The organism is Desulfosporosinus cupriresistens, assembly GCF_001707885.1.
Taxonomy (GTDB): Bacteria; Bacillota; Desulfitobacteriia; order Desulfitobacteriales; family Desulfitobacteriaceae; genus Desulfosporosinus.
This window is the reverse complement of the sequence record NZ_MASS01000017.1, coordinates 15,069-42,068: the sequence shown is the minus strand read 5'-3', so window position 1 is coordinate 42,068 and position 27,000 is coordinate 15,069. Positions and strand designations below refer to the sequence as shown.

Genomic DNA, 27,000 nt, shown 5'->3' with positions numbered 1-27,000 from the left:
CAGAGGAGGAAGGCCCCATGGACCAAACGAAGGAATTATATCAAAAATTCAAAGCTAAATTAGAAGCGGTGTCTGGTGAATGTTATCGCGTCAAGACAGCAAAAGAAGCTGGTGAACTTGTTAGAAACCTTCTGAAAGAAAAAGGAGTTCAAAATGTAGCTCTCCTAAATGATTCTATCTCCCAAAAAGGAAATTTTGCTAATCAATTGGACGAAGCAGGTATAGATGTGAAATTAGACCGTTTTCGAGAAGTCACACCAGATGCACAGGCTGGTATATCGCAAGTTAGCTATGCTATTGCTGAACTGGGAACTCTTGTTCAGGCCGATGCAGATGCTAATGTTGATCAGCGTCTGTGTTCTACCCTTGTTCCAATTCACGTCGCCCTTGTTTATACATCGAAACTGATACCTACACTAATGGAAACCATGGCAACCCTACATCGGCTTCCTCAAATCCCAGGATTTGTTGGGTTTATCACAGGTCCTAGTAGAACTTCGGATATTGAACGTGTTTTGACCATTGGGGTTCATGGTCCGAAGCAACTCGTGGTCGTCTTTGTTGATGAACAAGTAGAAGGGGTGGCTTAAATGGCTGACAAACAATTCAAAAAGAAAATTGGAGATGCTCTTGGAAATAACGTGTTGCGTGGAGCTCTAGGTCGTTTTGGGGATGCTTATACTACAGCACGTGAAAATGCGTACGAAGGTTATGATTTTAAAGAGATCAGTGAAAATATCGAGCGAGTTAAGTCGAATGCAGCAAGTCACTTAGATGAAATGCTGGATCAATTCGAAAGAGCAGCCACGGCAAGAGGTGCTAAGGTTTATCGAGCCACTACGGGTGAGGACGCAAAACAATATATTCTAGAGTTAGCCAAGAGCCAAAGTGTAAAACGGGTTGTTAAGTCTAAATCTATGGCTTCTGAAGAGATTCTGCTCAATAAGACGTTGCTGGCTGAAGGTATGGATGTTCAGGAAACAGACCTAGGTGAATGGATCGTCCAGCTCGCTGGGCAACATCCTTCTCATATGGTCCTGCCAGCAATTCATATGACTAAAGAAGAGGTTGCAGATACTTTTACCAACCACTTAAATCGCTTGAATGAGCCAGAAATCTCGGAACTTGTTAAAACAGCCAGGGTAGAACTCCGCAAGAAGTTTCTAGAGGCTGATATGGGCATTTCAGGGGCCAACATAGCAGTTGCTGAGACTGGTACTTTGATTATGATGACCAATGAAGGTAACGCCCGTCTAACTGCCACATTACCTCCCGTACACGTTTATTTAGTAGGAATAGAAAAAATTGTGCCCAAGTTTGAAGATGCTGGGTACATTATCCAGGCACTTCCGAAGAGTGCTACTGGTCAGAAAATAACAAGTTATGTAAGCATGGTAACCGGCCAAACACCAGCCTATTACTCTGATGGTATGGTAAAGGATAAGGAATTTCACATTATCTTAATGGACAATGGGCGACGTAAGATGTATGAAGACGAGAAGTTTAAAAAGACATTTCAGTGCATTCGATGTGCATCTTGTCTTAATGTTTGTCCTGCTTTCCAACTTGTGGGCGGGCATGTTTATGGACATATTTATACAGGTGGGATAGGTACTATCTTAACGAATTTCTTAAACTCGGAAAAAGATGCCCAAAATCCCCAAAATCTTTGTCTGCAATGTGGAAAATGTTCCGAGGTATGTCCAGGAAAATTAGATATTCCAGAGATGATTTTAGAGATAAGAAACCGCATGGGAGATAAACAAGGGCTCCCGTTCACTCAAAAATTTGCCTTGGATGTGGTTTCTAACCGGCGGCTGTTCCACTCACTCTTACGTACAGCCTCTATTGCGCAAAAGCCGTTCAGCAAAGGACAGCCGGTTATCCGCCATTTACCTATGTTTTTGTCTGGACTTACGGAGAAAAAGAGTTTACCGACAGTTGCCAAGGTTCCTTTCCGTGATGTGTTCAAAACTATAAAGCAAGATGTTAAAAAACGGAAAGGAACAATTGCACTCTATGCGGGCTGCCTTATTGATTTTGTCTATCCGAAGATCGGCGAAGGTATGATTGTTGCGCTGAATGAAAAAGGTTATGAAGTAGTATTCCCGGATGGACAATCCTGTTGCGGTGCTCCGGCAACGTATATGGGTGACCGAAAAAATGCTCGTAAATGTGCGATTATGAATATTAAAGCCTTAGAAGCCGAAAAGGTTGATTATGTTGTCACTGCCTGTCCAACTTGTACACATGCTCTTATAGACAGTTTCAAAGAACTCCTTCAAGATGATCCTGCCTTAATGGCTCGTGCTGAAGAATTAAGTCGTAAGTCCAGAGATTTTTCTAAATTACTATTTGATCTAGGCGGATTGAAGACTGGGGGAGATGGGGAGCCACTGAAAGTTACTTATCATGATTCCTGTCACCTTAAACGGAAACGGGGAGTTTCAGCTGAACCTCGCAAACTTTTGAGTGATACCTTAGGGGTTCAACTTATAGAAATGAACGAATCTGATCGGTGCTGTGGTTTTGCTGGTTCTTACTCTATAAAATTCCCAGAGTTATCGGGCCCTATTATGGAACGCAAACTGGGTAATATTGAAGCGACTGGTGCAGATGCCGTTGTTGTTGACTGCCCGGGATGTTTGATGCAAATCTCAGGAGGGCTAGATAAACGAAATCCTGGAATTAAAGTGATACACACGGCTGAACTTCTCCTTGAGAAAAGAAAAACGGCACCTAAAAAGAATAAGAAGTAGTTAGTTCGATGTTATTAGTAGAAAAACTACATTTTTCTACCGAGGATTTTAAGGCTAGTATCAAGAAGTAAGCTAAAGGAAGCGGACAACCTTTGATCCAGAAGGTAGTTAGGCAATGCGTTGCCCCGAAAGCGAGCGAAATCGTATTGAGGAGAGAGGTTGTTGGCTAGAGAGGGCAGAATGGAGTTTTCCATTTCATGGGCTGACTTTGTTTTTGTTTAAGATTTTGAGGGGAACGATTTTAAAAAGTTTGAATTCCATAACTGTGTTGTAAAGGAATCAAAGCTACGCGCCCTTACAAAAGTCTGAATGAAGCTTGTAAGCTTATGGTGGGGGCCCGTTTCTAAGCCTCACAAAGTAAATGGTTTTCCCTAATGTTCCTGCAGCACATTAGGGAAGGGAATCTCAGGATTGCACCTCTGTAAAGCAGAGTGGGTCGTTGCGAAAGCTGAGAACAGTTAAAAAGTCTCAAGGGATAACAATCCTTTGAGGCCTTTTTTTACTATCAGAAAGTATAAACTTCGTTATATACTGCAAGAAGGGCTAATCCGTGCGAAGACAGTGTCTTCGGGCGCCAGCCAAGTTTTCTTTATACACTTTATGCCATTGGCTTAGACTGGATTTTTGACAAAGGGGCAAATTAGTAGTGGATTTAGCTCAGCCAGATGGAATTTTTATAGTTGAAGAAGGAACATCTCAAGCGCTGGGAGGAATTCGTAAGGAAAAGGAGAATAATATAGTGTAGAACCGGAACAATGAATAGTTCTGTGTTTGAGACCTCAATAGGAGGACAGGATCGTGATTCAAGCCATTCTCTTTGACATAGAGGGTACGTTGGCAAAAGTAGATGCGGCCGATTTCATGCGGAATTACCTAGGAATCTTGGCCCCTCGCTTTGCGCACCTTATCTCCCCTGATAAGCTTTCTAAACAACTATTAAAATCGCTGGAGATTATGAAAAATGAACCCAAACCGGGGCAAACTAATATGCAGACATTTTACGATGACTTCAGTAAAGCCACTGGTCAGTCATTCCAAACACTGCGACCAATTTTTGAGGAGTTTTACGAATCCGATTTTCCTACGTTGCGTTGCCTGATTCAGACTATTCCTCTCGGGGTTAAAGTCGTTGAGTATGCTATACAACAAGGTTTTTTAACGGCTGTTGGATCGAGTCCATTGTTACCGTTAACTGCTATGCAAGAACAGGTTCGCTGGGCCGGGCTTACTCCAGAACATTTTAAAGTTATTCCTGCCTTAGATACCTTTCATTATTGTAAACCACATCTTGGTTTTTTTAGAGAAGTTGCCGAAAGTCTTGGTGTTAAAACGGATAGTTGTTTATTAGTCAGTGAACATATAGAAGATATAATCTGTCGGGAACTAGGGATGAAACTTTTTTTTATGGGAACTTTAGAATCTGAGGTGGAGACAGATTATGTAGGTCAGCTCGACGATCTTTTCCGTCTAATAAGTCAAGGGAATTTATAAGCACCTCAGAAGGGAAGGATGAGCGTGGGAATACTTTGCCACCCCGTACTAAACAAAACGGCAAGTCTCGTAGAGCTGCCGGCCCCTTCAGTGCGTATGGCTTTGTTATTCTATGAATTTCTTGGTCGATATAAAGAGTGGAAAAACGCTAAACTACAAGAAACAATCGCGATAATTGTTATTTTTCTTCTTGGGTTAGGTAGTTTGTTGATTCCTTGGTTCTTGCCAGGTATCCGGATAATCATAATTATTGCTATGATCGTGCTGTTTTATTTCGCGACTCGGTACTATCTACTAGTGAGCGAGCGGGTAAATCACCTATATGTAAATGTACATATTTTGCATCACCATTTAATTGGGAAACTCGAGGTGGGTTTTTGTGATCATACGGAACAGTGTCATTGTGTTGAGAATTTTTGTTGCTATGTCTTGAAGAATTATAATATTTCTTTGTATAAGGGTACCTTAAGATAATAATTATTTAGATTTAATTGGCTAAAATATATTAAAGATGCTAAAATAGTATTAGTTTAAATCTAAACTAATACTATTTATGGATGGAGGCGTTTTTATGAAAAAGTATGTTTGCACGGCTTGTGGTTATGTTTATGATCCTGAGGTTGGAGATCCTGATTCAGGAATTGCTCCGGGTACGGCTTTCGAGGATATTCCAGATGATTGGGTTTGTCCACTCTGTGGAGTAAGCAAAAGTGAGTTTGAGGTTCAAGCGTAACTAGCACATACATTATGCTGTCCTTGATAAGGCGTTGTGGGCCAAAAGTTACAGAAGGGAAAAGCTATTAAAAGAGCTTTTCCCTTCTGTTTTGCCGGTTTTGCTAGTTCGAAAGCATAATTTATTGCCAACACGGTCAGCGGTCCCTTCTTTTCATAAGGTTGAGCCTATTGAAGCAGCTAAATTTCCTTATTCCTAAAGTTCCATTATAGCCGCTTCATCTCGATCAAGTTTTTCCATGCATACTTTTAGCCGAGCTCGTAGGGCTGTATCGCTTACGGCCTCCCGCATCTGGCGCATGAGATCAATGGTTCGTCGAAAAACGCTAATGATATCACCTTCATCAAGGTTACACAAAGCTTGAACTTCAACAAATGTTTGGCCCTGACTCCAGGCATAGGTAATTCCGGCAACTCGTGGGTCGTATCTAATGGCATCTTGACCACAAATACTTTGGATGTATTCACAGATCTCTTTGACGGGAGCTGAATCGAAGACAGTAGCACGTTGAAACATATCATTTTTTCTTGCTTCAAAGTCGATGCTTGAAAGCAAGGCGTTCAGCTGATCGTCATCAATTTGAGAGAACACATCTGAGTAAATAAGTTCGGTAACTAATAGCTCTTGGACATAAATATGACTAGCACATGTACCTCGAGGCAAAAGTTCATCTCCGCGTAAATACCCTATTTGGCGGAGGTGATTCTTTTTATATTCAAATTCATGAAGAAAGGCATTTTCCTCGGGAAGGCTCGCTAAGGCGGCTTGAAGATCTTTATGCCGTTGTTGTATCGCTAAATAGGATTTGCTTTGATCTTTGCAGCTCTCCTGTCGCCCAGAGGGGCAACTCTTCGGAGATTGAGATAACAACTTTTCCCAGGAGCGAATTTTACGGGCCATCTCTCGTCCGTATACGCGGGACTGCTTTCGAGGCCCCAGAGCCTTATACGTTTTCCGGAGTCTTTCTAATTCCTTGCGTTTAGGATGGTGCTTTAAAGGACAGTTAAATGAACCTACCGCTTCACAGAGTTGATGTTGGGCTCCTTTGAGTTGTTGCTGAATCTGAATTAATTCGTTGTGAAGTTGATCCGAGCTCAATCGGTAGCTATAGGCTGCAAAACTTTTTTGAAAGTAGATTTCAATTTGTTCTTGCGTTAGGGTTGCAGTAAGGTTAAGTACTGTATTGTAGGTCAGTCGAAATTGGCTGGTAAGTGGCTCAAGCCGATTTAACTGGAATTTTGGGGGCGGACTTTTTTCCATATAAGCTAAATCGACAAGGGCAAATGAAAACCCCTTTTTATCAAGACCGCGCCGTCCGGCACGACCGGACATCTGGAAAAACTCATGATTCGCAAGCGCACGAAAATTGCGTCCATCATATTTATTGAGTGAGTCGAAACAAACAGCTTTGACGGGATAATTAATTCCGACACTAAATGTTTCTGTGCAATAAAGCACCTTAATTAGCCGTTCTAGGAAGAGCTCTTCGACAATTACTTTTTGGGATGGAAGCAAACCAGCGTGATGATAGGCGATCCCTTTAGAACATAAACGCTTAAGCTGACGTGTCGAAGACGACCAGTCAGCCTCTGGACCGAACTGTTGAAAGAATTTTTCTTCAACAGTTCGGCGTTCTGGAGATTTTAAATAGTTGGCAAGTGTAGCCAATTCCATAGCTTTTAAGGCACACTGTTTTCGGCTAAAGACAAAAAAAAGCGCCGGGAGATGGTCACGCTGAATTGTGCGGATGAGGTCTAAATGAGTGGTTGGGCTAAAGGGGTTTTCATCATTAATACGGTCCTTTAGTTTCTGGCGATAGTAATGCCAAAGCTGATCATAATTTACTAGGCCAGTGTCTTTGGTATAGTAAAAATACTCTAAAGGGACAACCCGCTTGGATTCTTCGATTAGAGCAACATCTTCATGCCGGATGGATTTGATCCAATCGACTAAATGCTGGGCATTAGCGATTGTTGCACTTAACCCAAGAATTTTCATTTTCGCGGGCGCGAGAATAATTGACTCTTCCCAGACAGTTCCTCGTTCCTCATCATTTAGCCAATGAATTTCATCAAAAACTATATGAGATATAAATTCGAGATTAGGGTCTTCCGTGATGACCTGGTTGCGGAAAACTTCTGTCGTCATGATGAGTAGAGGGGCAGTTGGGTTTAGAACAACATCGCCAGTCATGATGCCTACTGCATCTTCTCCAAACTGTTTTTTGAAGTCCCTATATTTTTGATTGCTTAACGCTTTAATAGGGGCAGTGTAGATAACTCTTAAATGCTCATTCATGGCTTTTTCAATTAAATAATCTGCAACAAGCGTCTTTCCGGTACCTGTAGGTGCAGCTACAATGACGGATTTCCCGGCATCAATGGCATCCAGTGCCTCTTCTTGAAAAGCGTCGAGAGTGAACTCATGATAGGTGCGCTTAGACATGTTAGTCAGCTCGTTTCTGATGTCATTTTACTTATTTTAACAAAGCGGAGATTAATGGTCAACTTTAAGCCGGAAATGGTCTGAATGATCACCACAATCCATAAGATGAAACAAGCGACAAGGCTAAGGGGGGATCAGTGGTGTCTTCATTGCGACTAGATATTGAGCAGGCTATGGGACTTAAGTTTCCAGAGAGAAACGGAGAAGCGATAATACGGTTTGAGGAATCCGTGGAAATTCCCCATGCAGCAGAAAAGTTAATGAGAGGCTTATATCGCGACCCTGAGCGCGTACGCCAGGGATTCAAACTGCTGCATCAAGAAACAGGATCTTTAATTGATATACTAATGCCACGACGCTCACGATTACGTGAATGGGCGGATTTTCTTCCCGAACGTCCTAAAGACGCAGAATTGTTCCTAAACGAAACAAAAGACCAACTGTTAATAAGAGAACAACGTTTGGTTCAAGCTGAACGAGAATTAGTAGGTCAATTACAAGAAAGCGGCTTAGAGGATGTTTTTCCAATCCCACTGACTGCTTTTGGAATTTTTACTTATCGTGATCCCTGTGTGAAACTCTTTCTTAAGCCTTTAGGTCGGTTTGCAGAAATCCTCCAATTGAATCCTGAGTCATTGCGACAAGCTGTACGCGTTCATTTCTTGTTTTTGCTCCTTTTGATCACTGGAGCAGATTTAGATGGGCAAGTATATGCTCGAGGAGGGGAGGATGAGGTCATCCACTGGTTGGCGTGTATTTTTTCTATTCGATATTTAAGGAAATCGACTGAACTGATTCAATGTTATCAGGAATGGGTTAAAGCGTGGGGGGGAAAAACGCCAAACCAAAGCATGCTTAATGAACGAGCGGGTGAAAAGACGCGTGCAGCTATGGTTTTCTGGCGGCGTCAGTTGACAATAGGTTGGGAAGAGTGCTGGCACATAATAAATCAACTGGAAAGACCTGAAAGCTCCATTATGATGGGGTTTAATTAAGGCCATTCGGCTAATTCATAGGGCTTAATAATTTCCAATCGATCATCGACCAGTTTTAAGATTCCGGATTTTTTCCAACCGTTAATGGCACGGTTGACACATTCGCGAGACGTACCAATCATGCTGGCTAGATCCCGATGAGTGAGAGACGCATCTACATAAATAGGATTTCCGGGTTTAAGGGAAGGTTGCGCCAGGCGAAGAAACAGGGCGGCAAGAATTCCAGCGGTAGAACGGTTTGTTAGGATCCGTATGAACTCTTGGGCAAGTCTTAATCGTCGACTCAGTGTGCGAATGAGGGCTACAGAGAGAGCGGGGTTAGTCTCTAGAATACGGGGCATGACGTCATTATGTAGGACTAATAGGAGGCTGTCTTGAAGGACTTGGGCTGTGGCAGGATATGATCCCGTTTCAAGAAGCAGGACCTCAGAGAAACAATCATAGGGACCGCACCAATCGAGAATTTGTTCATCGCCCCCGAGGGTTGATTTACTGAGCTTGATTTGTCCAGAAATAACAAAATAAACGGAAGAACCAATCTCTCCCTCAACAAACAATAGTTGCCCACGACGGTAACGACGCTCATGTAAATGAGGGACCAGGGGAGCGACATCCTCAGCGGTTAAAGATGAAAATAGAGAAAAACGGAGAAGTTCTTCAGGTTTAAGCACGTATTGCTCCTCATTTCTGATTTGAGTTTCACTAAACCAGCTTTTCCGGTCAATCAAAAAATAATGTAATTGAAATCAGACTCCATAGCCTCACAGCATACCAATAATCACCATATTCTAATAAAGGGTGAGGAGGTTAGGGTATGATTGGCATTGAATTGACTTTTGTTAGTATGCGACAAGTCATCAATACCCCTTTTCGGGTATTGGCGTTATTTATAGTGGCCGTATTGGTGGTCATCATCATTATAAATGCGAGTTAACTGTATTTTAGTCATCTAATGAGTGTGAGGGTGAAGCAATGACATGTTGAGCGGCTCGGACAACCTCAGCCATTACACGCGCTTGGTCTGGAAGGGCATGAGATTCCCATTGCGTCATAATTTCGCCACGTGAAGAAACATAATAGCGGGGTGGTAAACGATTCAAAGCAAATGCCATAATATCAGCCTTACAACGTTCACATGAGCAAGATATTTTGTTGTTTTGAAGATAATCTTGGAGCGATTGATAGACAACAATTTTCGTATGGTTGTTAAGTTCATACATAATTTTTTTCAACCCCTCTATATTTTGTTATTAATTTTTATGATAAGGGTTAATTGACTAAAGAACAAGTAGTTATTAGAAAAGAGCATCCTCTCAAGATGCTCTACTTAATTTTCCCAAGGAAGTTAAATTATCTTTTGAGTTTGCCCGTTACCTCTTGCCAGAAACGACTTGTTTCATAACCAAGGCGCCATATGGCAATGCCCCGTAACCGATAACTCTTGACAAAACCAAGGCGAATCTTTGCAGAAAGTTCATTTTCATACCATACAGTATGTTTAAGGCGTCCTCGCCAATAATAGAAATAGGGTTCTACAGCGGGGTCAGACCAAAGTATGCGTGCGTTGGTTCGGGCTACTAACTCTGGAACAGCACGCATTGGTACAATACGTGTCAATTCATTGGACCAATCGTACCCATATACAGGAATCCCCAATAGTAGTTTTTCGTGTGGAATATAGCGGATGGCATAGTCAAGTGTCTCTGTCATCCAAGGTAAACTGGCGATGGGCCCGGGTGAACCTCCCGCAAAATGCTGGTCATAGGTCATCAGAGTAATTGAATCACATAACCGCCCTATGCCAGCAAAATCATAGCCGGGTGCTTCCCCCTCGGACCGTTTTGCAGGGATTGCAATGGTTAAAAGCATACCCTGGTCATGTAATGTCGCCTTTAGGGATTCTAGAAAGGCTAGAAATGGAATTCGGTAAGGGGCTTCTAGGCCTTCAAAATCAACATGAACCCCCGCTGCCGTGGGAGGGAGCAGATTTATCATATGACGTATGCAATCCCGCTGAGAAGCGGTGGAAGACAAGACAGAACGTAAGGGTTGAGGATCAAAGGTTTTTCCGTTAAAATTATGGAATAGAATGAGGGGGGCAATGTTTCGTGTTAGAGCCTCTTGAAGGGCGAGTTGATTAATTTGACCAGCGAACTTACCATCGGGCTGAACTTGAAAGGCAAAGTCAGCATAGGTATCAATGTGGGAACTTTGTTGTCGAAGTGAGTCAATTGCACGCAAATCGTCCTGATAATCCTCGGAAATATACCCGAGTAGCCATAATCGTTTCTCGACAAGTCGTCGTGCCATGGGTGTCCAATTTGGATTCAAACAGAACTCCTCCTCATGTGGAAAATACTCCTAGGATAAGATATGAGAAGGAAGATTAATTAATTTTCCTTTTTATAAGGTAAAATAAGGTAAATGGAGAGATGTCGATGAACATAACAAAACCTTTTTATATTGTTAGGCTGCAGCAGTCTTTAATAGATTTAGGAATAGGTTTGGTGAAGGGGGTGTGAGTAAGACGGAAAAAGTACTTCTTATTGCTACCGGTGGGACTATCGCCATGCGAAAAGATGCAGCAGGAAAAGTGGTACCTGCTGTGAGCGGTCATGAATTAATCGAGAGCTTACCAGAGCTTTCGCAGGAAGCAGATTGGGAAATCTGCGATTTCAGCAATGTGGCCAGCTGCAATATAGACCCCGATCATATGAGAGCATTAGCCAGGGAAGTTGAGCGGCATTTTTCACTTGATCCTTTATTAAAAGGCATAATTATTACCCATGGGACAGATACTCTCGAAGAAACAGCTTATTTCCTGGACGTTGCCATCAAAGACTCTCGGCCTATTATTCTTACTGCTTCTCAAAGAGATGCTTCAGAGAGTGATTCAGATGGTCCGCGTAATTTACATAATGCAATGCGTATAGCACTGGATCCTCTGGCTGTCAATCGAGGAGTCGTCATTGCACTCAATGAGCAAATTCATGCCGCACGTGATGTGCGTAAATTGCATACCAGTCATGTGGATGCTTTCCATTCTGGAGATATAGGAGCCTTAGGAAGTATTGACACGGGGGAGGTTATTTGGCATCGTAAAGCAGAACAAACCATCAAGCTTGGAGTTCCTAAAGCGTTAGCCAAGGTCGCTATTTGTAAGGCTTATACGGGTATGCCTTCAAATATTATAAGGGCAATGGTTCAAGATGAAACTGAAGCATTTGTAATAGAAGCCTTCGGCCGCGGAAATTTACCGCCCCAACTCATAGAGGCGATTTCAGATATTGTGGCTAAAGGCATTCCCGTCGTTATTACTTCTCGTTGTTTTTTTGGACGCACCGCCCCAGTCTATGGATATCCAGGTGGTGGGGCAGACCTAGAAAGAGTTGGGGCTTGGTTTTCGGCGGATTTGTCGACAGAAAAGGCACGATTATTTTTAAGCATTGCCTTAGGCCAAGGCGTAGATAAAGAGGTGCTAAGAAAGATGCTCATTAAGGGAGCAGTGCACGTTCTCTAATACTAGTCAGAAAGCATAACTTATCGTTCCATTCTTTCTGGAAGGGCACTTCTCACCATCACGACGCCTTACCATCCTGCAAGAAGGCTAATACGTGCGAAGACAGTGTCTTCGCGGGCACCAGTCAAGTTTTCTTGATAATCTCAGTTTCTTCTTGTAATAGGATTTGTTTGTTTTATATGCTGTTGATCCACAGAAGCAATATTTTGGAGAAAGTTTCGTTTGCTTATGAGCAGTTGCTCTGCTATACTGACCGTGTGCTTGTTAAGACATGGGCCTAACTAAAATGGAATCCATAACTCTGACCTTATTTGGTGAACGGATGAAAATTAGTGGAGGATCCCACGCGTACAAGGAACACCCAAATAAGGAGGAGTTATAATGGCTCAAGACAAAACTTTAACATGCCGCGACTGCGGTCAGGAATTTATTTTTTCGGCTAGTGAGCAAGATTTCTATGCTGAAAAAGGGTTTGAAAATGATCCAACTCGTTGCCCAGCCTGCCGTCATGCCCGCAAGCAACAAACAGGTGGTCGTAGTAATTATGGTGGTGGTTACGGTAGTCGCCCACAACGTCAAATGTTTCCTGCAATCTGCGCAAGTTGTGGTGTACAAACTGAAGTTCCTTTTCAACCTTCTGGTGAAAAACCAGTATATTGCCGCGATTGTTTCCAATCCATGCGTCGTTACTAAGAAAAATTTACAAGGGGGCAGGGGGTAACTCCTGCTCCTTTTGATTGTGTCAAAAAGCATTTATGACTGCCCAAGGATTACGTGATCTTCTGAATTGAGCATTATGGACTGAGCTATAGCCTCTTATAATTTGCAATGCTTATCATTCTTAAATATTTTTTGTTTAAGAATGTTGCCTAGTTGTTCTAATCACTCTGGAAATGCTGTGATAAACGGTACTGAGAGGAAAGAGGACTGCGAATATTCGAATCTGAATAATGGTTGTTATGATCTATTGACAGGGTCGGAAAACAATAGTAATATTATAAATGAGATAAGTTCTCAGTTAATTTTTTGGCATTTGATGATAACGATTATCATTTACATAGAGGAGAGGTGATCGCGATGAAACGATTATTAGGAGATTTAAAACCTGGAGAGCGGGCGTGTGTTGAGCATATTGAAGGTGGGGGAGCATTGCGTCGCCGGATGATGGATATGGGTATTGTCCCTGGGGTTGAGTTAGAGGTTGTCCGTCGTGCTCCTTGGGGCGGTCCACTCCAAGTTCGCCTCAAAGGGTACTATTTAGCGATGCGCCGAGGAGAATGTGCGAAAATTATTGTAACTGAAGCTCATCAAGAGCACAGAGAACACCTTTTAGCGAGTCGTTAGTTAAAGAGCTAAGATTGATTAATCTGTTTAGATTTTCCGGGTTGCCGCTTAGGACATGATTTATGAGCATAAAAAAGGGAGGCGGCTAAGTTATGAAAATAGCACTTGTGGGAAATCCTAATGTTGGAAAAAGTACGGTTTTCAACGCCTTGACTGGTTCTAACCAACAGGTTGGCAACTGGGCGGGAAAAACTGTTGAACGAAAGTCGGGTTTAATCCAAAGAGCGAATCAAGAGATAGAACTAATTGACCTGCCAGGGACTTATAGTTTAACTGCTTACTCACAAGAGGAAATCATCACACGAGAATATATCCTGCGTGAAAAACCAGATGTTGTCATGGCAATGGTTGATGCTTCGAATATTGAACGAAATCTCTATTTAGTTCTGCAAATTCTGGAACTTTCTCCCCGTGTTGTTATCGGTTTAAATATGTTGGATTTGGCTCAGACCGCTGGAATTACGATCCGTACATCTGAGTTGGCAGCAGCATTAAATGTGCCAGTGGTTGAAATCGTCGCGGCCAAAGGAAAAGGGATTGAGGAATTCTTATCTGAAGCAATTCGAGTGGGGGAGCTGGAGCAAGACCTTTCCCCAGTCGAAGTTTCTTATCCGAAGGAACTCGAACAAAAGATTCAAGCAATGGAAGATCTATTGGCGAAAACCAAATGGGCAACAATGTATCCATTGCGATGGTTAGCTCTTAAACGTTTAGAGAGAGATCCGGAGATCGGACAAGAGTGGAAGATAAGCACGTCCCAGTCGCGGAAAAGTAAGAGTAAAGATTCTTGTTGTGACCCTGGTGATGTTGTGAATTACGAGCTTCTAGAAACGGTTGCGCTTCCAGGCGATGACTTGCTGCAGACTTATGAGGCAGAAGGGTGGAGCAAAGATCATTTTGAGATGGCCTTTGCGGATGCCAAATATAAATACATTTCTCATATTCTACCGAAGTTTAGGACTCACGAAAATCCTGCAAAACCAACATGGACTGACTTATTGGACAGATGGGTACTTTCACCTATTTGGGGTTATCCAATCATGTTCGCGGTTTTGGCCGTAGTATTTTGGGGTTCTTTTGTTGCCAGTGCGCCTATAGGTGATGCTGTTTCGCGAGGTATGGCCTGGGCTGCTGATGTCCTTGTCGGTTTATTGCGATGGGGCCATGTGCCAGACTTTGTGCAAAGTTTGGTGAGAGACGGGATCTTTGCGGGGGTTGGTGCTGTTTTAGCTTTTGTTCCTCAGATAGCGATATTTTTTGCTTTCTTTTCCTTTATGCAAGATAGTGGCTATTTAGCGCGTGCTGCGTTTTTAGGGGATCGCTTTATGCAACTGATGGGGTTGCATGGAAAATCGTTTTTTTCTTTAGTTTCTGGGTTTGGATGCAACGTTCCGGGAATTATGGCTACAAGAACCTTGGAAGACCCTAAAGATCGTTTGATTACCATGCTTATAAATCCGTTAATACCCTGTGTTCCACGTTTAGGGGTCATGAGTGCTGTCGTTGCAGCATTTTTCCCAGGTTCTCGGGGATCTGTCGTTATGCTAAGTCTATTGTTCTTAAGTATGATTCTGGTGATGTTTTCTGCGCTCTTCTTAAGAAGAGTAGTCAAGCAAACAGAACGGTCAGCTTTTGTCATGGAATTGCCTCTATACCATATTCCTACATTGCGCAATGTTCTGATACCAACATGGCATAAAACTTATTCTTTTCTCAAAAGAGCCTGGACTTTCATCTTAGTGGCATCGATTGTAGTCTGGGTACTGAGCTCTTATCCGCAAGGGGTTCCGATGAATGAAACGTGGGCTGGGGATATGGGAGGCTGGTTATCCTTTATTGGAAGGCCATTAGGATTTGATTGGCGGATCATGGTTGCGATCGTTTTTGGGTTCACTGCTAAGGAAACGACACTGTCGACCCTAGGTATTTTGTACGGTGTTGCTGCAGATGCGTCGCAGTCCATCGCACAGGCCATGACGGGCGCCATGACTCCTTTGAGGGCGTTTACCTTCTTAGTAGTGTATATGCTTTATATTCCCTGCCTCGCCACAGTCGTTACAACGTATAAAGAATCTGGAAGCTTAGGCTGGACCAGCTTCGGGGTAGCATATAACCTTATTCTTAGTTTTGTGATGGGGTGGATTGTTTTCCACGGTGGAATGCTACTTGGTTTTCAATAAGCTCTAAATAAGCCCTCTGGGGGTGGAATGATATGCTAACAAGTATTATGAAAATACTAGCACGCAAGGAATCATTATCAATGGCACAGTTGGCTCATGAAGTTGGCTGTTCGGTGCGAGAACTAGAAAATGCTTTGGAACAAATGGAACATATGGGATATATTCGCACCGAACAGTTCGGTCAATCCTGTAGTTCGAGTTGTAGTACCGATCGGGGAAGCAGTCAGTGTGTAGGATGTGGGTTTGCTTCGTCCGAAACGTACACGTTTTGGGTGCTTACGGAGCGAGGCGAAACATTAGTGGGTTCGGAGCCAAAATAAGGAATAATAAATTGCAACGTTCTATGGAGATGTCATCTATTTAACATCTAGCATAATTTTATTAAGATACAAAATATGAAGGAAGGGGATCGCTTAGGCGATCCCCTTCCTTCATACCCAGTATTCCGAATTGTATCTAGATCAGCGTGCGCTTAAGCGACCTGCTTTTGCTGAAGGTCGGCTTTTCATGAACAGGGCGATAATTCCAGCCACGAGGGGAAGAAAAAATAATATGGAAATAGCTGAAGATAAACCGTAGGAATCTCCAATACGGCCAATTATGATGACCATTAGCCCACCGATTCCTCCGGCAAATCCCATTGATAGTCCTGCTGCTAAAGATTTATTATTAGGGATAGCCTCTTGCGCTGCAACAACGGTCACTGAAAAACTTGACAGTAGGGATGCCCCAGCGAGGGCCAGGAAAACAACGCTCAGAGTCCCGTGGGAGTGTAAAAAGCTATAGAATAGGGGAGTAGATAAAATAAGCGAACTGACAATTAAAGGTTTCCGACCATAATTATCGGAAATTAATCCCCCGAGGACCCCGCCGATCGCTCCAGAGAACAGCATAATAAAGACTAAATGACTGGAGGCAATGGATGAGAGCTTTTGAGCTTGAAAATATAGGGGTAGGATCGTTAACAACCCGGTATAGGCTAAAGAACGAATCGCAATAACCCCGGTAATAGTCAGTAGCTCTGAACGAGCTGACCGCAAAGAATGTAAAACCTCTAAAAAAGTTGGAGCATTTCCACCGAGCACGTCATTTTTGGGCGCAAAGAAAAAGAGCAATAGTGCAACAAAAATTCCAGGAATGACAGTGTAAATAGTAGCATGCAGACCATATGTTTGAAACAAAGGAACAAGTAAAAGCGGGCTGAGAGCAAAACCGATATTTCCGAAGGCAACAAAGGTGGATAAGAAAACTGCTTTTCGGTCGCCACTGACAACTGTGATCATAGTAGACGCTTGGGGATGAAAGGCGGCTGTACCGAGTCCAGCTAACCCAGCCAGAACAACAAGAAGGAGATAGTTGTGGACAAGTCCGGTTAAACTAAGCATAATTGCCATCCATAAGGTACCCACATGGACAAGCCAGCGTTTTCCTTGCCGGTCAAGGAAATAACCGAAGAGTGGTTGAATGAAGGAGGAACTGATGGTGAACACTGATACTAGGATGGCAGCCCGAGTGGTAGTAAGCGCTGTAGCGGCTACCAGAAACGGAAGCATTTGAGGTAAATAGTTACTGTACATATCATTTAGCATATGAGCTAAAGAAAGTATACTAATCGTTGAATATTTTATAGGCTTTGTGGGACTCATAATGTGAGGCTCCTTTCAGCTATGCATTATAAATTCGTCCGGTTTAATGCAGCATAGTGTTTAAGAAAGAAATTTAAATTAGCCTGTCGTTGTACGATGTCTTCAGCATACTGATGAAGGGCCGCTCGTCCTTTGTGAGTAATGCTATACCATTTGCGCGGAGGACCGGTCTGCGGAGATTTCCAATTGGATTTCACCCACTCTTTTTCTTCCATTTCCTGAAGGGCACGGTAAACGCTTGGACTATCGGATAAGCAATAAGGCAATTCTGACTGTAGGTGAGAGAAAATTTGAGCACCATAGGCCACAGATAACTCCTCCAAAAAAAGAAGAATGAAAGCATTAGTATGACGACTTTGTTTTGACTGGATCAATGATTCACCTCCTAATACTGTTTATCACATTATAATGCTATATACATCATGGTGCTATATACAGTATAACGGTTTAAGCGTTTTTAATAAAGTATAATTTAGAACTTTTAATTTACAATATTGATTGGGATTGTTTATTTGTGGCTTAGATATGGAAGGGACCTAGACAAGGGGGCAAACATCGCGTACTATTTAAAGGAATGAAATACTAATTATAAATAAAGAACCAATGGATAGGGAGATAAACGATGGATTTTGCAGGTAAAGATAAATCAACATATGTCAAAGAGACTTTTAATTCAATTGCTACCCATTATGATTTAATGAATAGTTTAATGAGCCTAGGAATGGATAAACGGTGGCGACGGATTGCAGTGGAACGTGTCGGAGCAAAACCCGGTATGCATATGCTTGATGTTTGTTGTGGGACAGGGCAACTTTCTATGGAACTGGCAAAAGTTGTTGGCCCAAAAGGAAAAGTTACAGGATTAGACTTCTCTCGAAAAATGTTGGATGTCGCTAAACATTCATTAACACAGTCACCGAACCTGAACTGTATTCAATTTATCCAAGGAAATGCAATGGAACTTGCCTTTTCAGAGGGTTCGTTTGATGGGGTAACGGTGGGTTGGGGATTACGAAATTTGCCGGATTTAAGACAAGGAATCCGAGAGATGGTGCGTGTCGTTAAACCCGGTGGAAAGGTTGTATCCTTGGATATGGCTAAACCATCTTTCCCAGTGTTCAAACAAGCTTATTGGGTCTATTTTGAAAAACTCGTTCCCTTAATGGGCAAAATATGGGCTAAAAAAGCTAGCGCTTATCAATATTTACATGACTCGGCTCGAGAATTTCCCGCACAGGAAGAGCTGGTCCGTATTTTCGCAGAGTGTGGGCTGATCGAAACGCGTTTCGATAATTTGGCCGGCGGTGTTGTTGCCATCGTTTCAGGTACAAAACCAAAGAAAGAGTAATGTGAGTTTTGGCCATTAATTCAGTGGCAGAAAGAAGGCGGCTTTTTCTGATGGCTAATAATAATAGATTATTATGGTTGAGAATTCGTACAGCTATTTTTGGCCATCCGCTGGCGACCCAAAACGCTGAGGATGCTAAAGTTGGGGTTTCTGGCGGGGTCCCAGTTTTTGGTTCGGACATTATTTCTTCAGAGGGGTATGCGCCGGATGAGATTCTTTATGTCCTTCTTTTGGTTGGTTCTTTGGGCTATGCTTATGTTTTGAAAATTTCAATTGCCATCGTATTACTGGTGATTAGTATTTTTCTTGTTTACCGTAAAGCAATCCAGAAATATCCGGAAGGTGGTGGGTCATATACTATTGCAAGAGCTTATCTCGGTGAGAACTATGGTCTTATTGCAGGTGCGAGTTTAACGCTCGACTACATTTTGACTGTTGCTGTTAGTGTTAGCTCTGCTATAGAGAATTTGACTGGGATTTTTCCGTGGTTAGCTCCGACTGAGCACAAAGTTCTCGCGGATTGTTTGATCATCATTTTTATGGCGTGGGTTAATTTACGTGGTTTAAAAGAATCTGCACGACTATTTGCTTTACCTGTATACCTTTATATTGCTACCTTAGCACTTTTAATCGGAACGGGTTTGGTTGAGATTTTAGTCCACGGCGTAACACCTTCGGCAGTAGCAACAGGGCATATTGCAGCGTCCTCAGCTAATGGGATAACCTGGTTTATCTTAGCGCGAGCGTTTGCAGGCGGTACCACAGCCTTAACTGGGTTTGAAGCAGTAAGTAATGGGGTTACGGCCTTTAAAAAGCCAGCCCAAAAGCGTGCTATCCGCACTTTGATGATTTTGGGCGTTATTGTTTCTTTGGGATTAATTGGGCTGACATATTTAGCTGGCGCCTACCACCTTGTTCCGGCTGAAGGAAACACCGTCCTAAATCAATTGGGTGTAATTATCTTTGGAAAGACTATTCCTTATTTTATCTTGATGGGCACAGCCGCAGCTATTCTTGTCATTGCCTCGAGTACCCCTTATGCTGGGTTACCGATCTTGTTGAGTTTAATGGCCCGAGATGGATACGCGCCGAGGTATTTTAAAAATTTAGGGGACCGTCTTGTTTATAGCGTAGGAATTTGGACGTTGTTTCTAGTGTCTAGTCTGCTCATTATTGTATTCCATGGAGACACTCATTCGATGCTTCCGCTCTATGCTATTGGGGTGTTTATTTCGTTTACCCTGACAGGTACCGGTCTGGCCAAACATACGTGGCAAGAAAGAGGAGAAAAGTGGCTGGTCGACTTTGCAATATTTAGCTTTGGAGGAGTCATTTCATTCCTAGTTTTAATTATCTTTATTACGACGAAGTTTAGGCAAGGAGCATGGATTATTCTTGTGATCATGCCTCTTCTTGTTTTGATGTTCCGAGCTATTCGTCACGTTTATAAGTGTGAAATCCGGGAAGTAGAGGTCACTACAGAAGCGCTAGAAAGTTTTCAGAGGCATGTGACAAAATTAAAGCGGCGAAGAGCACATGTTGAATTGGCAGACTATCGTAATAAAGTGATCGTCCCAGTTTATGACTTAAATCTGATTGTTTTAAAAACATTGAAATATGCCTATGCTTTGACCCCTCAGGTCACGGCTGTTCATGTAGCATCTGACCCCAATCGAGCAGCAAAGTTGCTTAAGCATTGGACAGAGCATCATATAGAAATCCCTTTAGAAATTGTCGATTCTCCTTATCGTGCTACTGTCCACGACTTTTTGAATTATATTGATCAAGTGGAGAAGAAAGGACATTTTGACACAATTACCGTCGCCATTCCGGAATATGTTCCGGAAAGATTGTGGCAAAATCTTCTTCATAATCAAACAGGGCAGTTAATGAAATTAATGTTACTTTTCCGCAAAAGTATTCTAGTGACCAGTGTTCCATACCATCCTGTCTCGAGAGAAGCGCACTCAATTAACTTAAATGTTAACTCTAAATAGGGATGTTAAGATAAAAACCGCTTTGGCGGTTTTTATGATTTCAGACAATAATACCCAGCATGGTTTTTAGAGAAGATGTTTATACTAGCTTTGCTAAAATAAAAATCATTCTAGGAGGAGTTAAAGTATGAAAGTGCGTGAAGTTATGACGAGTTCAGTTGATTGGGTTACTCCGGATGCCTCAATTGTCGAGGTTGCGAGGTTAATGAAGAAAGACGATGTCGGTTCTATTCCAATTTGTAAAGGAAATGAATTGGTTGGAATTATTACCGACCGAGATATTGTTCTGAACGTTGTCGCGACCGGAGGAGATACCAAGAGCACATCGGCTAAGGATGTCATGAGTACAAATATCAAAAGCGTGACTTCTAATCAAGATGTACATGAGGCAGCTGATTTGATGTCAAAATATCAAATTAGAAGGTTACCGGTTGTGGAACAGGGAAAATTGTTGGGTATTGTAGCCATCGGTGACCTGGCAATTGAAAAAATCCACATTAATGAAGCAGGAGATGCACTCAGTGAAATTTCACAAGGCCCCGCTCACCATTAAATTAAAATAAGAGGTGAAAAATATGGGTGACATACGTGAGCGCATCGACTTAGGAGTCTGGGGAATGTTTCGTACAGGTTGGTGGGTCGTTCATGTTATTGGAATTGTTGTCGTTGGTTATATTGGCTATTGGATTGCAAGAATGTAATGGCATAGTCAAAATTAATCAGAGAATAGCATACAATAGCGTTGTGAAATTTTCACAACGCTATTGTATGTTTCGTGATACAATTATGTAAAATATAGTCACGAGGACGTGATAATTTTGAATTTACAGCTTGGGGTTTGTGGGCAGGCTCAGACGATTGTAACTTCTTTAAATACTGCTAAGGCCATGGGCAGCGGACACTTAGAGGTCTTCGCAACACCAGCAATGGTGGCACTCATGGAGCAAGCAGCTGTAGATGCCCTAAATTTTCCAGCAGGGCAATCGAGTGTAGGTACTTCTTTAAATATTTCGCATACTGCAGCAACTCCACTAGGAGCTAAAGTTTCTGCAACTGCTGAACTTATCGAAATAGACCGCCGACGTTTGGTTTTTTCAGTAGAGGTTTATGATGAAGTAGGACAGATCGGCGTAGGAAAACATGAGCGTTTTATAATAGATATTGACTCGTTTCTTGTTAAAGCGCAGACTCGTATATAGGGGATGTAACTGTGGAAGATTTTTATACGTTATCTCAAGTGATTACGGGTGAACAAGTGATTGAAAAATCTCGTTTCATTGCGGTTGCTGTACCTCTAACAACGTTAGAGCAAATAGAACAATCAATACTAAAGATTCGTGAAGATTACCCAAATGCGCGTCATTATGTCTATGCCTATCGATTACATGATGGTTTTATTGAGAAGTCTTCCGATGACGGTGAACCGCAAGGGACGGGTGGACGTCCCGTGCTTGATATTTTGCAACACCGGAACGTTTGGAATATTTTGGTGGTTGTTGTCAGGTATTTTGGAGGAATACTTCTTGGGACAGGAGGACTGTCTAGGGCTTATGGTGGCACTGCCCGGCAAGTTTTAAGTGAGACTGAATTGAAAAAATTAACTCTTTATCAGGTATTTGCTTTGCGAGTGCCTTATGAATGGTTTGAGCAGCTTAAATATCAGCTTTATCAACATTCTTGGATTACCGATAAAGAGGAATTTAGTGAAGTTATCAAGCTTGTTGTCCATGTGCCGGAACAAGAGACTGAGTTATTCACAAAGTGGCTGGATGACTTCACGCGAAAGCAAGTGCCTTATGAAGAAGTTGGTAGTATCTGGGGTTAAGAGAAAGAACGCAAAAAAAAGAAAGAAAAGTCGGACTTTAGGAAAGTGAACACAATCACTATCTCTTTTCATCTTGATCTGATATAATGATAATCAAGATATATCATAGTTAAATATGATGTGTGCGAAAGGGGTGTTTTTTATGCTGGCTTGGATTCTCGTGCTGATGATAGGTGGGTTTCTCTTAGGCTGTGCTACAGTCATTACAACCTCGTGTTACCAACTTGTAAAATCAATTCGCCGTATACCAAGAAAACGAGGACCTTTGTCTAGGATTGTTGAAGTATAGTTTATATGAATAGTTGCAAAAAGCTTGTTATACGCAGAGAAGCACTAATTCCTAAAATAAGAATTAGTGCTTCTCTGCGTATAACAATAAGGGTTTAGGGGACCGCTATTCAAAGATACTTTGATTTCGGCCTGTTTTTTTAGCTTTATAAAGGGCATGGTCTGCCCTAGAAATTAATGAGGCGGGAGAATCTGAAGGATGCCAGAGCGTTGCTCCGATGCTCACGGTAACGGATACGTCCTCGTTTGTTGGTGGGTAATGAATCAAGGTTCTTTCAACGACTTCACGAATTTTCTCACTGATTAGCAAGATTATTTTCTCAGTGGTTTCAGGTACTAGAATGACAAATTCTTCTCCGCCATAGCGAACAATAAGGTCACCTTCTCGTAAATTACTTTGAAGTTCTCTCACAATGGTTTGAAGGACAGTATCACCAAATTGGTGACCGTAGCGGTCATTAAAAAGTTTAAAATTGTCAACATCGATGATAAGTAAGCCGAAAGTAACCGAACGTTTACGGCGTTGACATAGTGAGATTTGTTCGCGCAATCGTTTTTGGAAATAACGATGATTATATACTCCTGTTAGCCCATCTGTGATTGATTCCCGTTCAACAAAGGCATACAGTAGAGCATTTTCCAAAGCAGAGGAGGCATGACCGGCAACAGTTTCTAAAAACTCCATTTGCTCGGAAGTGATTTCCGGTTGGCGAATGGAATGAATATTAATACTTCCGATTTTGTGTTGTGCGTTTTGAAGAGGCAGGCAGCAGATCCATTTCCAATCCCGTAAATCCTGAGGTGGACGGTAATAGGTTACCCCTTCAGCTAAGACTTTCTTGAGAAATGAGAGATCGAGATGAGGTGGTATCTGAGGGGAGAGGGTACCTGAATCAAACACACCGATAACTTCAAAGTCTTGTGTTTTTTCATTATAAAGACAAACACTCGCTTGATTAATACCAATAAGCGAAACAATGGCGCTAATAATATTGGTAGCAATAACTCGTGTATCGAGAGATGCGTTAAGAGCACGTGCAATGTCTAAAAGGACGTGAGTTTGTAAGCGAATCTCTTCGAGTTGGCTTTCTAAGATCTCGATTTTTTGTTTTAAACTAGAGATGTCTTCAGGATCAGTTTGTTTATCTCGCGGCATAGCTAAGCCTCCCAAATCAATGTTCAAACACGGAATCTAGCGCTTAGCAGGTCCCGTATGTAATATGTATGAATTTAAATTCTATAGCTGTATTCTCTTCCATATGAATAATCCTTTGATAATTATAGTCTTTTACCATGAAGGAAGATATGGTAGCTTGTGCAATTTATATAAAGCCTTACAAATCGGTAGCATAAGAAGAAGGAGAAATGAGACTTCTGTCGAATTTAAAACTAGTATCGTGCGACTGTGTCTTTTGTAATACTTGCTTTCGCTTTAGCAATGATACGCAAGGATACCTTTTAATCAGTGCTCGTACTGGGTCAAACTGGCTAAAAATACAACTGTATGGATTAGCGGATGATCAACATCCGATACTTCAGCAGCCGGGAGGTTAACCAAGTCATCCAGTGAATTGGAACAAGGACCCCAAATAGATATTTTTGCCGTAATAGGCAGCTTTACTATAATAGAGAGTAATAACTATTAGGGTGGCTAAAGAAAGAGACTCCCTAATAGGAGACTTGCAATGCCTAGTCTTCTATTAGGGAGTTGATTTGTTTACAAGAGCTTAAAGTGAACAGGTCTGCTTGTTTTAGCTGTTGAGAACTATAAATATTGATAAATGAGTTTGGCAGCTACTAACAAAGACATTACAATAAAAATCGGCTTGACGAGTTCTGCTCCACGTTTTATGGCAAGTCGCGTTCCAACTTGAGAGCCTAAAATCATGAAGAGGGCCATTGGAATTCCATATGACAAGAGAATCTTTCCATTGCAGGCGAAGAGGAGAAGAGAAGCGACGTTGCTAGTGAAATTCAAAACTTTAGAATTTGCCGAGGCAACAACAAAGTCAAAGCCGAAAAGGGCAATAAAAGAAAAGATAAGGAAGGACCCCGTCCCAGGACCAAAAAATCCGTCATAAAATCCTAAGGCCATCGCAAATAGACACCCTACAAATATATGCAGAGGATCGAGTCCCTTGAAGTTGTTCTTCATTCCTAGATTTTTATGTAGCAAGGTATAAATTCCTACGAATAAAATCAAGACTAAGACTGCTTTACTTAAAAATTCGGAGCTGACCCTAAGAACGGCCCAAGCACCAAGGAGTGCACCGATTAAAGTGAAAGGAATTTGCCACTTTACTAGCGGTAAGTGCACTTTACCAGAGCGGGCGAACGTAATAGAACTGTTTAAAGAAGCCATGGATGCTGAAAATTTATTCGTTCCAAGAGCTAGATGGGGGGGCACACCAACCAATAATAATGCGGGAAGACTTATGAGTCCTCCTCCTCCGGCAATTGCGTCGACCGCTGCAGCTGAGAAACCTAGTATACAGATAATGAAAAGATTAAGCCACATTCGTTTAATACCTCACTTAAAAAATGTACCTTGTAAAGTATACTCCCAAGCTTCGTAATCGTCATTATTATTTTCAGGTCGGGACTGGAAAAAAACAAAAAATGATATAGGATTGTATTAATATCAAGTAGTCAAAATGTTCTTCAATAGGAAGGAGTAAACCTCTAAGTGCGGCAAGTAGGAGTTAATTCGTTAAAGATTGGAGATATATTAGGTAAAACGATTTTCTCGAGTTCAGGCAGAGTCCTGTTAGGCAAGGGAGTTAAACTTACTCCGTTATACATAGCTAAATTAAGAGATATGGGGATATCCATTCTCTACATTGAAGACGATCGTTTTGATGATGTTATAGTCGAAGATGTTATTAGTGAAGAAAATCGTCGTCAAGCTATGGGGATTTTGGAAAAAAGCATGCGAGCAGTTCGGTTAGGAAAAAATCTTGATGGCTTTGAATTAAAGAAAATCATTAGTAAAATCGTTGAAGAAGTTTTGTTTAAGAAAGATATCCTGGTAAACATGATGGATATGCGAAGTTTCGATAACCAGATCTTTGCTCATTCTGTCAATGTCTGCGTTCTTTCAACAGTTTTAGGGAAGGCCATGTTCTTAGATCGTGAGAAATTAGATACCTTGGCCATCGGTGCGATACTTCACGATATTGGTAAGGTGCAATTGGATCAGAAATTATTTAGTGAAGCCGCTAATTTAACTCCCGAAGAAATAGAACTTGTTAAAACACATACGATTTTAGGCTTTGAGGACCTTCGAAAACGTAAAGATCTTAGTTTGGTCGTTGCCCACATTGCTTTTCAGCACCATGAACACATGAATGGCACCGGGTATCCTCGGCACCTCAAAGAAGGGGAAATCCACCCTTTGGCTCAGATTGTGGCGATTGCAGATCTCTATGATCGGCTGACATCCGACTACAGTGATGAAAAGCGAATTATGCCCTATGAAGCTTGTGAAATTCTAATGGGTCTTGCGGGCACACTTTACCCCTTAGAAATGGTTCGATTATTCCTTAAAAATATTGCGGCTTACCCGACCGGAGTAACTGTGAGATTGACTACCGGAGAAATTGGAGTTGTTGTCGATCAAAATTTAAGCATGCCAGCTCGGCCTATAGTTCGAGTATTTGATGAATCGGAATTCGGGCAAAATGTAATTAAAGAATATAATATGGTGGAAAAGCGTACTATTTTTATACGAGAAGTTTTAGGCTAACCACTCTGGAGGTTTTAAGAACATGTCTGAGATTTCTTCCTATGAAGCGAATAGCATTTTTGAGGCCTTACTGAAGCGGTTTCCGGATGCTCACTGTGAGCTTGAGTTTCGTACTCCTTTTGAACTCTTGATTGCCACCATATTATCTGCGCAATGCACTGATGAAAGAGTGAACCTTGTCACCGCTTCCCTGTTTGCCAAAACGAATACCCCAGAAGAGATCCTAGCTTTAGGGCAAATAGAACTCGAAAACAGAATTCGCTCCCTTGGCTTATTTCATAATAAAGCTAAAAACATTCTTGCCGCTTGTAGGGTAATCGTTGAAGACTTTGCGGGACTAGTACCCAATGATATAGATTCGTTGAGAAAACTTCCCGGAGTGGGGCGTAAAACAGCCAATGTTGTGGCGAGTAATGCGTTTGGAATTCCGGCGCTAGCTGTTGACACGCATGTTTTTCGTGTCGCGCATCGTTTAGGTATAGCCAATGGGAAAACACCGGAAAAAGTTGAGGAAGAACTGCTGCGGATCTTTCCAAGAGCGAGATGGACACAAGTCCATCATCTTTTGATCTTTCATGGTCGACGAATATGTGTTGCTCGTAAACCGAATTGTGAAGAATGCCCATTAACGGTTGTTTGCAAGATGTACCAAGCACTCAAGAGTTAAAAATAAATTCTCTTCCC

General features: G+C 42.0%; 27 protein-coding genes. 19 read left to right on the top strand and 8 right to left on the bottom strand.

The genetic code is table 11. The features are described 5' to 3' along the window. Positions 1-17: 17 nt before the first annotated feature. The 5 genes from DSBG_RS09030 (at position 18) to rd (ending at position 4,983) form a co-directional block, all read left to right on the top strand. Positions 18-590 carry a LutC/YkgG family protein gene (locus DSBG_RS09030; RefSeq protein ID WP_068963815.1) on the top strand — a complete coding sequence of 191 codons (573 nt, stop codon included), beginning with the start codon at positions 18-20 and terminating at the stop codon, positions 588-590. After that, entirely contained in the window at positions 591-2,759 is a 2,169-nt protein-coding gene (gene ldhH, locus DSBG_RS09025; protein WP_068963814.1) for an L-lactate dehydrogenase (quinone) large subunit LdhH, read from the top strand. It abuts the gene before it with no gap. Positions 2,760-3,557: 798 nt separating this feature from the next. After that, positions 3,558-4,250 carry an HAD family hydrolase gene (locus DSBG_RS09020; protein ID WP_068963813.1) on the top strand — a complete coding sequence of 231 codons (693 nt, stop codon included), beginning with the start codon at positions 3,558-3,560 and terminating at the stop codon, positions 4,248-4,250. 18 nt (positions 4,251-4,268) lie between these two features. Further along, positions 4,269-4,724, top strand: a complete 456-nt coding sequence (locus DSBG_RS09015) for a hypothetical protein (protein ID WP_141694266.1) — start codon at positions 4,269-4,271, stop codon at positions 4,722-4,724. Positions 4,725-4,821: 97 nt separating this feature from the next. Continuing rightward, complete coding sequence (rd, locus tag DSBG_RS09010) at positions 4,822-4,983, top strand: rubredoxin (protein WP_068963812.1); 162 nt, start codon at positions 4,822-4,824, stop codon at positions 4,981-4,983. Positions 4,984-5,178: 195 nt separating this feature from the next. Here rd and DSBG_RS09005 read toward each other — a convergent pair whose 3' ends face one another. Then, the gene (locus tag DSBG_RS09005) at positions 5,179-7,428 is read right to left on the bottom strand and encodes a DEAD/DEAH box helicase (RefSeq protein WP_068963811.1); all 2,250 of its coding nucleotides are present in this window, start codon (positions 7,426-7,428) and stop codon (positions 5,179-5,181) included. Positions 7,429-7,568: 140 nt separating this feature from the next. Between DSBG_RS09005 and DSBG_RS09000 the strand changes: the two genes are divergently transcribed. Then, complete coding sequence (locus DSBG_RS09000; RefSeq protein WP_068963810.1) at positions 7,569-8,423, top strand: hypothetical protein; 855 nt, start codon at positions 7,569-7,571, stop codon at positions 8,421-8,423. On the opposite strand, the gene DSBG_RS08995 is transcribed toward DSBG_RS09000, so the two are convergent. From DSBG_RS08995 to DSBG_RS08985, 3 genes are all read right to left on the bottom strand, one after another. Then, the gene (locus DSBG_RS08995) at positions 8,420-9,094 is read right to left on the bottom strand and encodes a Crp/Fnr family transcriptional regulator (protein WP_068963809.1); all 675 of its coding nucleotides are present in this window, start codon (positions 9,092-9,094) and stop codon (positions 8,420-8,422) included. The two genes, DSBG_RS09000 and DSBG_RS08995, sit on opposite strands and share 4 nt — an antisense overlap. Positions 9,095-9,364: 270 nt before the next feature. Further along, a complete protein-coding gene (locus tag DSBG_RS08990) occupies positions 9,365-9,643 on the bottom strand; it encodes a late competence development ComFB family protein (protein WP_068963808.1) in 279 nt (92 codons plus the stop codon). A gap of 130 nt (positions 9,644-9,773) precedes the next feature. Next, complete coding sequence (locus DSBG_RS08985) at positions 9,774-10,754, bottom strand: glycosyl hydrolase family 18 protein (protein ID WP_083236791.1); 981 nt, start codon at positions 10,752-10,754, stop codon at positions 9,774-9,776. Positions 10,755-10,941: 187 nt separating this feature from the next. Between DSBG_RS08985 and DSBG_RS08980 the strand changes: the two genes are divergently transcribed. The 5 genes from DSBG_RS08980 to DSBG_RS08960 all read left to right on the top strand — a co-directional run bounded on the left by DSBG_RS08980 (position 10,942) and on the right by DSBG_RS08960 (position 15,787). Next, entirely contained in the window at positions 10,942-11,943 is a 1,002-nt protein-coding gene (locus tag DSBG_RS08980) for an asparaginase (RefSeq protein WP_282434207.1), read from the top strand. A gap of 381 nt (positions 11,944-12,324) precedes the next feature. Next, positions 12,325-12,636, top strand: a complete 312-nt coding sequence (locus DSBG_RS08975; protein WP_068963807.1) for a zinc-ribbon domain containing protein — start codon at positions 12,325-12,327, stop codon at positions 12,634-12,636. 384 nt (positions 12,637-13,020) lie between these two features. Beyond that, positions 13,021-13,287: a FeoA family protein gene (locus DSBG_RS08970; protein WP_040413518.1), complete on the top strand. Its 267-nt coding sequence runs from the start codon at positions 13,021-13,023 to the stop codon at positions 13,285-13,287. 92 nt (positions 13,288-13,379) lie between these two features. Next, a complete protein-coding gene (gene feoB, locus DSBG_RS08965; protein ID WP_068963806.1) occupies positions 13,380-15,467 on the top strand; it encodes a ferrous iron transport protein B in 2,088 nt (695 codons plus the stop codon). Between the two features lie 32 nt (positions 15,468-15,499). Further along, positions 15,500-15,787: a FeoC-like transcriptional regulator gene (locus DSBG_RS08960; RefSeq protein WP_068963805.1), complete on the top strand. Its 288-nt coding sequence runs from the start codon at positions 15,500-15,502 to the stop codon at positions 15,785-15,787. Positions 15,788-15,928: 141 nt separating this feature from the next. On the opposite strand, the gene DSBG_RS08955 is transcribed toward DSBG_RS08960, so the two are convergent. Both DSBG_RS08955 and DSBG_RS08950 read right to left on the bottom strand, forming a co-directional pair. Next, positions 15,929-17,113, bottom strand: coding sequence for an MFS transporter (locus DSBG_RS08955; RefSeq protein ID WP_068963804.1), 1,185 nt, complete (start codon positions 17,111-17,113; stop codon positions 15,929-15,931). Positions 17,114-17,139: 26 nt separating this feature from the next. Then, positions 17,140-17,487, bottom strand: a complete 348-nt coding sequence (locus tag DSBG_RS08950; RefSeq protein ID WP_068963803.1) for a PadR family transcriptional regulator — start codon at positions 17,485-17,487, stop codon at positions 17,140-17,142. Positions 17,488-17,735: 248 nt separating this feature from the next. Between DSBG_RS08950 and DSBG_RS08945 the strand changes: the two genes are divergently transcribed. The 6 genes from DSBG_RS08945 to DSBG_RS08925 all read left to right on the top strand — a co-directional run bounded on the left by DSBG_RS08945 (position 17,736) and on the right by DSBG_RS08925 (position 22,283). Continuing rightward, positions 17,736-18,461: a demethylmenaquinone methyltransferase gene (locus DSBG_RS08945; protein ID WP_009624626.1), complete on the top strand. Its 726-nt coding sequence runs from the start codon at positions 17,736-17,738 to the stop codon at positions 18,459-18,461. A 50-nt stretch (positions 18,462-18,511) separates the two neighbouring features. Beyond that, a complete protein-coding gene (locus DSBG_RS08940; RefSeq protein ID WP_068963802.1) occupies positions 18,512-20,458 on the top strand; it encodes an APC family permease in 1,947 nt (648 codons plus the stop codon). 127 nt (positions 20,459-20,585) lie between these two features. Beyond that, positions 20,586-21,011: a CBS domain-containing protein gene (locus DSBG_RS08935; RefSeq protein ID WP_068963801.1), complete on the top strand. Its 426-nt coding sequence runs from the start codon at positions 20,586-20,588 to the stop codon at positions 21,009-21,011. 22 nt (positions 21,012-21,033) lie between these two features. Then, positions 21,034-21,159 carry a hypothetical protein gene (locus DSBG_RS24015; protein WP_009624623.1) on the top strand — a complete coding sequence of 42 codons (126 nt, stop codon included), beginning with the start codon at positions 21,034-21,036 and terminating at the stop codon, positions 21,157-21,159. Between the two features lie 114 nt (positions 21,160-21,273). Continuing rightward, entirely contained in the window at positions 21,274-21,657 is a 384-nt protein-coding gene (locus DSBG_RS08930; protein WP_141694272.1) for a thioesterase family protein, read from the top strand. Between the two features lie 11 nt (positions 21,658-21,668). Continuing rightward, on the top strand, positions 21,669-22,283 hold the full coding sequence (locus DSBG_RS08925) for a YigZ family protein (protein WP_068963799.1): 615 nt from the start codon (positions 21,669-21,671) through the stop codon (positions 22,281-22,283). A gap of 394 nt (positions 22,284-22,677) precedes the next feature. On the opposite strand, the gene DSBG_RS08920 is transcribed toward DSBG_RS08925, so the two are convergent. Together DSBG_RS08920 and DSBG_RS08915 are read right to left on the bottom strand one after the other, a co-directional pair. Further along, positions 22,678-23,727, bottom strand: a complete 1,050-nt coding sequence (locus tag DSBG_RS08920) for a GGDEF domain-containing protein (RefSeq protein ID WP_068963798.1) — start codon at positions 23,725-23,727, stop codon at positions 22,678-22,680. A gap of 609 nt (positions 23,728-24,336) precedes the next feature. Continuing rightward, positions 24,337-25,089, bottom strand: coding sequence for a TSUP family transporter (locus DSBG_RS08915; RefSeq protein WP_068963797.1), 753 nt, complete (start codon positions 25,087-25,089; stop codon positions 24,337-24,339). A gap of 168 nt (positions 25,090-25,257) precedes the next feature. On the opposite strand from DSBG_RS08915, the gene DSBG_RS08910 reads away from it, so the two are divergent. After that, a complete protein-coding gene (locus DSBG_RS08910) occupies positions 25,258-26,316 on the top strand; it encodes an HD-GYP domain-containing protein (RefSeq protein WP_068963796.1) in 1,059 nt (352 codons plus the stop codon). Between the two features lie 22 nt (positions 26,317-26,338). Beyond that, positions 26,339-26,983, top strand: coding sequence for an endonuclease III (nth, locus tag DSBG_RS08905; protein ID WP_068963795.1), 645 nt, complete (start codon positions 26,339-26,341; stop codon positions 26,981-26,983). Positions 26,984-27,000: the final 17 nt, after the last annotated feature.

Excerpts from the sequence above, each read along its gene's own strand:
- DSBG_RS09030 (WP_068963815.1), top strand. The coding sequence starts at position 18 with ATGGACCAAACGAAGGAATTATATCAAAAATTCAAAGCTAAATTAGAA.
- ldhH (WP_068963814.1), top strand. The coding sequence starts at position 591 with ATGGCTGACAAACAATTCAAAAAGAAAATTGGAGATGCTCTTGGAAAT.
- DSBG_RS09015 (WP_141694266.1), top strand. The coding sequence starts at position 4,269 with ATGAGCGTGGGAATACTTTGCCACCCCGTACTAAACAAAACGGCAAGT.
- rd (WP_068963812.1), top strand. The coding sequence starts at position 4,822 with ATGAAAAAGTATGTTTGCACGGCTTGTGGTTATGTTTATGATCCTGAG.
- DSBG_RS09005 (WP_068963811.1), bottom strand. The coding sequence starts at position 7,428 with ATGTCTAAGCGCACCTATCATGAGTTCACTCTCGACGCTTTTCAAGAA.
- DSBG_RS08990 (WP_068963808.1), bottom strand. The coding sequence starts at position 9,643 with ATGTATGAACTTAACAACCATACGAAAATTGTTGTCTATCAATCGCTC.
- DSBG_RS08975 (WP_068963807.1), top strand. The coding sequence starts at position 12,325 with ATGGCTCAAGACAAAACTTTAACATGCCGCGACTGCGGTCAGGAATTT.
- DSBG_RS08970 (WP_040413518.1), top strand. The coding sequence starts at position 13,021 with ATGAAACGATTATTAGGAGATTTAAAACCTGGAGAGCGGGCGTGTGTT.
- feoB (WP_068963806.1), top strand. The coding sequence starts at position 13,380 with ATGAAAATAGCACTTGTGGGAAATCCTAATGTTGGAAAAAGTACGGTT.
- DSBG_RS08960 (WP_068963805.1), top strand. The coding sequence starts at position 15,500 with ATGCTAACAAGTATTATGAAAATACTAGCACGCAAGGAATCATTATCA.
- DSBG_RS08955 (WP_068963804.1), bottom strand. The coding sequence starts at position 17,113 with ATGAGTCCCACAAAGCCTATAAAATATTCAACGATTAGTATACTTTCT.
- DSBG_RS08945 (WP_009624626.1), top strand. The coding sequence starts at position 17,736 with ATGGATTTTGCAGGTAAAGATAAATCAACATATGTCAAAGAGACTTTT.
- DSBG_RS08940 (WP_068963802.1), top strand. The coding sequence starts at position 18,512 with ATGGCTAATAATAATAGATTATTATGGTTGAGAATTCGTACAGCTATT.
- DSBG_RS08935 (WP_068963801.1), top strand. The coding sequence starts at position 20,586 with ATGAAAGTGCGTGAAGTTATGACGAGTTCAGTTGATTGGGTTACTCCG.
- DSBG_RS24015 (WP_009624623.1), top strand. The coding sequence starts at position 21,034 with ATGGGTGACATACGTGAGCGCATCGACTTAGGAGTCTGGGGAATGTTT.
- DSBG_RS08920 (WP_068963798.1), bottom strand. The coding sequence starts at position 23,727 with ATGCCGCGAGATAAACAAACTGATCCTGAAGACATCTCTAGTTTAAAA.
- DSBG_RS08915 (WP_068963797.1), bottom strand. The coding sequence starts at position 25,089 with ATGTGGCTTAATCTTTTCATTATCTGTATACTAGGTTTCTCAGCTGCA.
- nth (WP_068963795.1), top strand. The coding sequence starts at position 26,339 with ATGTCTGAGATTTCTTCCTATGAAGCGAATAGCATTTTTGAGGCCTTA.